The 5,946-nt window shown below is 50.7% G+C and carries 7 protein-coding genes and 1 pseudogene; 2 read left to right on the plus strand and 6 right to left on the minus strand.

The annotated features are described in order from the left end of the window. Positions 1-700 (plus strand): annotated as a pseudogene (locus B2310_RS10395) (carbamoyl phosphate synthase large subunit); the annotation flags it as partial. A 157-nt stretch (positions 701-857) separates the two neighbouring features. Here the strand turns inward: B2310_RS10395 and B2310_RS10400 are convergent. The 6 genes from B2310_RS10400 to B2310_RS10425 all read right to left on the minus strand — a co-directional run bounded on the left by B2310_RS10400 (position 858) and on the right by B2310_RS10425 (position 4,878). Beyond that, positions 858-1,028: a hypothetical protein gene (locus B2310_RS10400; RefSeq protein WP_290731226.1), complete on the minus strand. Its 171-nt coding sequence runs from the start codon at positions 1,026-1,028 to the stop codon at positions 858-860. A 666-nt stretch (positions 1,029-1,694) separates the two neighbouring features. Further along, positions 1,695-2,537 (minus strand): tyrosine-type recombinase/integrase, encoded by an 843-nt coding sequence (locus B2310_RS10405; protein WP_290731229.1) that lies wholly within the window; start codon positions 2,535-2,537, stop codon positions 1,695-1,697. A 112-nt stretch (positions 2,538-2,649) separates the two neighbouring features. Then, positions 2,650-3,660, minus strand: coding sequence for a virulence RhuM family protein (locus tag B2310_RS10410; protein WP_290731232.1), 1,011 nt, complete (start codon positions 3,658-3,660; stop codon positions 2,650-2,652). Positions 3,661-3,778: 118 nt separating this feature from the next. Then, complete coding sequence (gene rhuM, locus B2310_RS13410) at positions 3,779-4,177, minus strand: RhuM family protein (RefSeq protein WP_290731246.1); 399 nt, start codon at positions 4,175-4,177, stop codon at positions 3,779-3,781. A gap of 3 nt (positions 4,178-4,180) precedes the next feature. Next, on the minus strand, positions 4,181-4,438 hold the full coding sequence (locus B2310_RS13415; RefSeq protein ID WP_290731235.1) for a hypothetical protein: 258 nt from the start codon (positions 4,436-4,438) through the stop codon (positions 4,181-4,183). A 107-nt stretch (positions 4,439-4,545) separates the two neighbouring features. Continuing rightward, positions 4,546-4,878: a BrnA antitoxin family protein gene (locus B2310_RS10425; RefSeq protein WP_290731238.1), complete on the minus strand. Its 333-nt coding sequence runs from the start codon at positions 4,876-4,878 to the stop codon at positions 4,546-4,548. Positions 4,879-5,469: 591 nt separating this feature from the next. Here B2310_RS10425 and B2310_RS10430 point away from each other — a divergent pair. Further along, positions 5,470-5,946, plus strand: a 477-nt coding sequence (locus B2310_RS10430; RefSeq protein WP_290731241.1) for a DUF1972 domain-containing protein, incomplete at its 3' end; no start/stop codon positions are given.

A 5,946-nucleotide genomic window follows, 5' to 3' on the forward strand; every position in this document is an offset into this window, starting at 1 on the left:
CCGCACGGTGCCTCTGGTCTCCAAGGTTTGCAACACCCAGATGGCCCGCCTCGCTACCCGCCTCATGCTCGGCGCGAAGCTCGAAGACCTCAAGCTCAAGGACAAGAAGTTCAACCACCACGGCGCCAAGGAAGCCGTGTTCCCCTTCGACAAGTTCCCGAAGGTGGACCCGGTGCTCGGCCCCGAAATGCGCTCCACCGGCGAAGTGCTCGGCCTCTCCGACGACTATGCCCTGGCCTACTACAAGAGCCAGGAAGCCGCCGGTTCCTTCCTCCCGAACGAAGGTGCCGTGCTCATCAGCCTCTCCGACAAGGTTAACTTGTCTGAACAGGCCATCGAAATCGGCAAGGAATTCCAGAAGCTCGGCTTCAAGATTTACGCTACCGAAGGCACCGCCAAGTTCTACGAGAAGGCCGGCGTCAAGTGCGAAGTGGTGAACAAGATCGCCGAAGGCCGCCCCAACGTCCTCGACATCATCCTGAACAAGCAGGTGAACCTCATCATCAACACGCCGTGGGCAAAGCGTGACGCCATCAAGGACGAAAGCGCTATCCGCAAGGCCGCCATCAAGTACAAGGTTCCTTACATCACGACCCTTGCCGGTGCCTACAACACCGTGAAGGGCATCGCCGCCGCTCGTAACGGCCACGGCGCCGTGAAGAGCCTCCAGGAATACCACGCTTCTATTGAAGAAGTGTAATCTCCTAACAAGCGAGTAAACATTAAAGACCGTAGCAATAAAATGCTGCGGCCTTTTTTTGCATAAGTTGTTTATGAAATCATTTACATCTCGTCCGCGAGTTCTTTGGAAAATTCTTGAATGGATCGAACTGAGACCAGCGGAAAGTCGATGCTTTTCAGAATATCGAAATGCCGATTGTTAGAAACGATGTATTCTGCCATTCCGCCGTGGGCCTGTACATCTGCAGCTTGCGCAGGTGGGAGAGGTATGTGTCGTAGGTGTATTTCGACAGCGTGCTCGCCTTGGATTCCACAATCGCACGCGTCTTGGCGTAAAAGTCGCTCATTGGTTGCTCCCTATGGCTTACATGCGTTCAAAAGCCATCGTTTAGATTATCTCTGTACAAATGTCATCTAGAATCTCAGATTTGAATTGAACAATCCCAAAGTCCTAAATTGTTTTCAGTAACTGCAATAGGTTCTTGTCTGAGGATTTGGTTCTCCTCGTCCCGAACTCGACAAAGTGGTTTTGTACGCAGTAGAAATTCAGGAGTTTTTTCTTGTTTTCGCATTCCAAGACGCAAAGAACTCCACCGACCCCGTGCTGCATAAGCAGAATTGTTCGTTCCCGGTAATTGAGTCGTTCGGCCCTGCCTGGAAATGAGACCGGACAGGTCTTCTTCCAAGGGTGCGTTACCCAGATATTCTCTGATGTTTAAGACGAAGTAAGTTCTAGAATCCATATTTTTTTCGGAGCAGTGAAAGCTTTCTTAAACCGGATGTACCGCTAAGAACTTCTGCCTTGACACGACTCCTGGAAACAGGATTCTTTAACGAGCGCGCGACAGCGTTAACGAAGGACTTGACTTGCTTGGTCCCTGTCACTGTGAAACTGTTTTTTATGCTCGATGTAGCCATTGATGGTGTCCTCTAGCGAAATATACATTTATCAAATTCAAAAATCAAGTCTGCGCGTATCTTCATGTTTTTAGGCTTCCATCTTCAAAGCCGCGTCACCCTGCCGGGACGTTTATCTTGAACTTTTCCATCTCGCGGTCGATGACCTTGTTGGAGTAGTTCGCGTAAATGAGCGTCGTCTGGATGTTGGCATGGCCGAGCACCTTAGAGATCACCTCGATGGGCACCCCGAAGGAGACGCACGAGGTGGCGAAGGTGTGGCGCGCGATGTGCGCGTGCAGGTGGCTGTGGAAGTCCAGCTTCTTGGCGGCGGCGCGGAGGTTCTTGTTGAACGTGGAGTTGTCCACCACGTGCAGGGCCGTCTCGCCCGTGCCCTCGAGAAGGGCCAGCGCCTGGGCGGGGATTGGGATGTAGACCTGCGCGCCGGTCTTCTGCGTGAAGATGCGTATCTTGCCGTTGTGGATGTCGTGCGGGGTGAGCGCCCGGAGGTCCGAGAAGCGCAGGCCCGTGAAGCACGAGAAGAGGAAAGCCCGCAGCGCCTCGCGCTCGGAGAAGTTGAGCTGCTCGGAACGTTCCCTGAAGCCGGAGTACAGCTTTTCGAGTTCGTCTATTTCCAGGAACTCGCGGCGGTTGCGGACCTTCTTGAGCGGAAAGTCCCGCATGGGGTCGCGGCGCATCTTGCGCCTGCGGAGCAGTTCCCTGATGAACATCCGGAGTATGGAAAGCGAGCGGTAGATACAGCCGGCGCTGTTCTTGCGCGCGTGCATGAAGTCGATGTAGCCGAAGACGAACGCCTCGGTGATGTCGCGGCATTCCGCCGTGGGCCTGTACATCTGCAGCTTGCGCAGGTGGGAGAGGTATGTGTCGTAGGTGTATTTCGACAGCGTGCTCGCCTTGGATTCCGCAATCGCACGCGTCTCGGCGTAAAAGTCGCTCATTGGTTGCCCCTTATGGCTTACATGCGTTCAAAAGCCATCGTTTAGATTATCTCTGTACAAATGTACACTATTTTTGTGTAGTTGTCAATAGGTTCCTTAGTTTTTGACTTTTTTACGTCTTGTATTCCGCGATAGACTCCATCAACTTATCGAAGTCGCTTTTGTAATTGGCGTCGCGGATTATCCTGAATTTGTCGTATTCGCCTTCCGCGAATGCCTTGGCAATTTCGTGTGTGACCTTGCCCTTGTCCTCGAGAATGTCGCGCTCGTTGAATTGGAGAAATGCGTTTAGCTTTTCCACCCAGTCCTTCATGTACATGACCTGGCTGCGTTTCGCCTGCAGTTCGGCGAAGTCCAGATACATGGTGACAATCCTGTTCAGGGTGTCAATTTCTTCTTGCGACAGGTAGTTCTTGGCGATGGAAACGTCTGGCTTGCGTATGTCGCCGTTGGGGGCGTTTTTCCATGTCGTGAGCCCCATGTTCACCTTTTTGCTGTCTGCACGTGAGTATATGATTTCTGCTGCGGTCTGGTGCGTTACAGCATAATGCATCTTGTTCTGCACTGTTGCGAAGAAATCCTGCGTAATTTGGCTGTCAGGGCTGTAGTCTGCGCTGCATCGGGCGTAGATGTCCGTGATTTTTTGGTAAAAACGGCGCTCGCTAGCCCGGATTTCGCGGATGCGTTCTAGCTGCTCCTCGAAGTAGTCCTTGCCAAAGAAGTTCTGCGGATCCTTCAGGCGCTCGTCGTTCATGGCGAAGCCCTTGATTATGTATTCCTTCAGGACTTGCGTCGCCCAGATGCGGAACATGGTCGCCTTTTTGGAGTTGATGCGGTAGCCTACTGCGATGATAGCATCGAGATTGTAGATGTTGACGAACTTTGTTTGTTCCTTGCCAACCATCGCTCCATGGGGAGTGGTTGTTTCCATTTTGGAAACTACCACTTTTTCGTTCAATTCGCCATCGGCAAAGATATTCTTCAGGTGCTTTGAAATGGCCGCCTTCTGCACATCGAATAGTTCGGCCATCTTGGCCTGGGTGAGCCATAAGTTCTCGTTTTGCAACAGAATTTCGACCTTGACTTCTGCATTATCGGTTTTGTATAGTAAAATCTCTTTCATACTACACAAATGTATACTATTTTTGTGTAGTTGTCAATAGGTTCCTTAAAAAATTTCCAATAAAGAAGCCCTGGAAGTGGTCGGTTCAGGGCGAAAAAAGCGATTTGTCTTTCATTCGTTAGTTTTTCTCTACCTTTTTCTCGATGCTTTTAATCGAGTCAAGGAAAGCTTTTTCTACCGAGGAAAGGGTCTTCTGTTGATACTTGCGATATTCGCCTGTAGCCTTGTCGACTGCTTGCTCGTGGGAAATGGAGCCGTTGCCTTGTAGAAGTTTTTCTCCGCCGGCGGTGAGTATTTGGTCCAGATGCTTGGACCAGTCGGACATGGTCATCGGCTCGTGCCGTTCTGCCTTGCGTTCGGCGAAGTCCAGGTAACCGGATACAATCTGCCCCATGGCCCGGAGCTCACGCTCGTCTAGATAGTTTTTGGCAATCAGCGCATCTTGAAGGCTTGGCTTGTCGCCGGAAAATGTTGTGAGCCCCATGAACGCCTTTTCTGCGTCAGCTCGGCTGTAGATGACTTAAAAATTGGTCAATTTAGTCAAATTTCCCGTAAATTCGGAATTTCCGAATTTTCTCATCACTTGTGACTCAATGAGTTCGCCTTCCACGAAGATGTTCTTGATGTGCTCGTTGATGGTCGATTTGGACTTGCCGAAAAGGGTTGACATCTGGTCCTGCGTGAGCCAGGCGGTCTCGTCCTCAAAACGGACCTCAACGTTGATTGTTTCGTCGTCTGTCCTGAATATGACAATTTCGTTTTCCTTTTCGTTTTTCATACTACACAAATGTATACTATTTTGACGCGAATGTCAATAGGTTACTTAAAAAATTTCCAATAAAGAAGCCCTGGAACGGTTGTTTCAGGGCGATGAGGAAAGTTGCCTTAGGCGACCTCTATGTCAAGTTTTCCTTCTGTGTACCGCTTGACAACGGAATTGAGTAATGTCTGGTAAGGTATGCCCACGCGTTCGGCTTTTGCCTTGAATGCCTCCAGGACGCCGGGGTCGAAGCTTGTACCGACCTTGGACTTTCTCGCTTTTTTTGCTGCACGTTGCTTTGAGGCCGCAATGGCCTTAGTCAGTGCGTCCGGTCCGCTAAACGAAAGACCGTTCTTCTCGGCCCACTTGTGATCCGCTAGTTCTTGGGCTTCGGTGCGGTTCTCGAAGTATGCGGCCTTTTTGGCTGCGTCTCGTTCGATTTCGTCAATTTTTCCCATTGTTTGTCCCTCAACTTGAAAGCGGTTGTTACTGTGTTTGTGGCGTATGAATAAACTACCTTGCAGTGCTGGCCGGAAAGAATTGCGTAGATTTCGATGCAGTCTTCATACTGTTTTGACTGTTCGGCCTTGACTACGGGAATTTTCTCGTCAAAAAGGTCGCGGATGTCCTGTTCGGAAATGGAGCAGTCCCTCATGTGCTCTTTTGCGTGGTCGCTTATTCTCACGTTCATGCTTATAATATATGATATTATCTTGATAATGTCAAGATTTATTTTAAGAAAAGACCTTGTCCGAGCCCGGTGCTGGAGCGCCTGCTGTGGATCAGCCCTGCCGGAAGCCCGAAATTATGCCGCCTTGCATGTAATTTTGTGCTTTCCCCAGCCATATATCATGTATCCCCCTTGTAACAATTCCGTAATTTTCTAAATTTATACGCAATTACGCAATTTGTGGTAACGGACATCACGGATTGCCGCACATTGAACGGACGAGACCCTCGCGATGACGTTGACTAGTGACTTTTTGTTTGCCGGACCGCACCCCGCAGTTCCCCGTAGACTGGGGAAGGACGCCCATTTGGTTTGATTTATGGCAGATGTTCAGCATATTTTCATAGTTGGCAGCAAGGGTATCCCCGGGGCATACGGCGGATACGAGACCTTCGTCGATAAGTTGACCGAATATCACCAGGACGACTCCCGTTTCAAGTACCATGTGGCGTGCAAGGCCGAAGAAAACAGCGAGTTCGACTACCACAACGCCCGCTGTTTCAAGGTGAAGGTCCCGAAAATCGGTGCGGCGGCGGCCATCGCTTACGATGTCCTGGCCATCAAGCAGAGCATCGCCTATATCAAGAAGAACAAGATTCCGCACCCTATCGTGTATTGCCTTGCTTGCCGAATCGGCCCGTTTGCGCGGAAGTTCCAGAAACAAATCCACAAGCTGGGCGGCAAGTTCTATGTGAATCCCGACGGTCACGAGTGGCTCCGTGCCAAGTGGCCCCTGCCCGTGCGCAAGTACTGGAAGTATTCCGAAAAGCACATGGTCAAGCATGCCGACCTGCTC

It is taken from the genome of Fibrobacter sp. UBA3629, assembly GCF_002374005.1.
In the GTDB taxonomy this organism is placed as follows: domain Bacteria; phylum Fibrobacterota; class Fibrobacteria; order Fibrobacterales; family Fibrobacteraceae; genus Fibrobacter.

What these genes read in the sequence shown, in the direction of transcription:
- B2310_RS13415 (WP_290731235.1), bottom strand. Translation starts at nt 4,438, where the DNA reads ATGAAAAACGAAAAGGAAAACGAAATTGTCATATTCAGGACAGACGAC.
- B2310_RS10425 (WP_290731238.1), bottom strand. Translation starts at nt 4,878, where the DNA reads ATGGGAAAAATTGACGAAATCGAACGAGACGCAGCCAAAAAGGCCGCA.
- B2310_RS10400 (WP_290731226.1), bottom strand. Translation starts at nt 1,028, where the DNA reads ATGAGCGACTTTTACGCCAAGACGCGTGCGATTGTGGAATCCAAGGCG.
- B2310_RS10410 (WP_290731232.1), bottom strand. Translation starts at nt 3,660, where the DNA reads ATGAAAGAGATTTTACTATACAAAACCGATAATGCAGAAGTCAAGGTC.
- B2310_RS10405 (WP_290731229.1), bottom strand. Translation starts at nt 2,537, where the DNA reads ATGAGCGACTTTTACGCCGAGACGCGTGCGATTGCGGAATCCAAGGCG.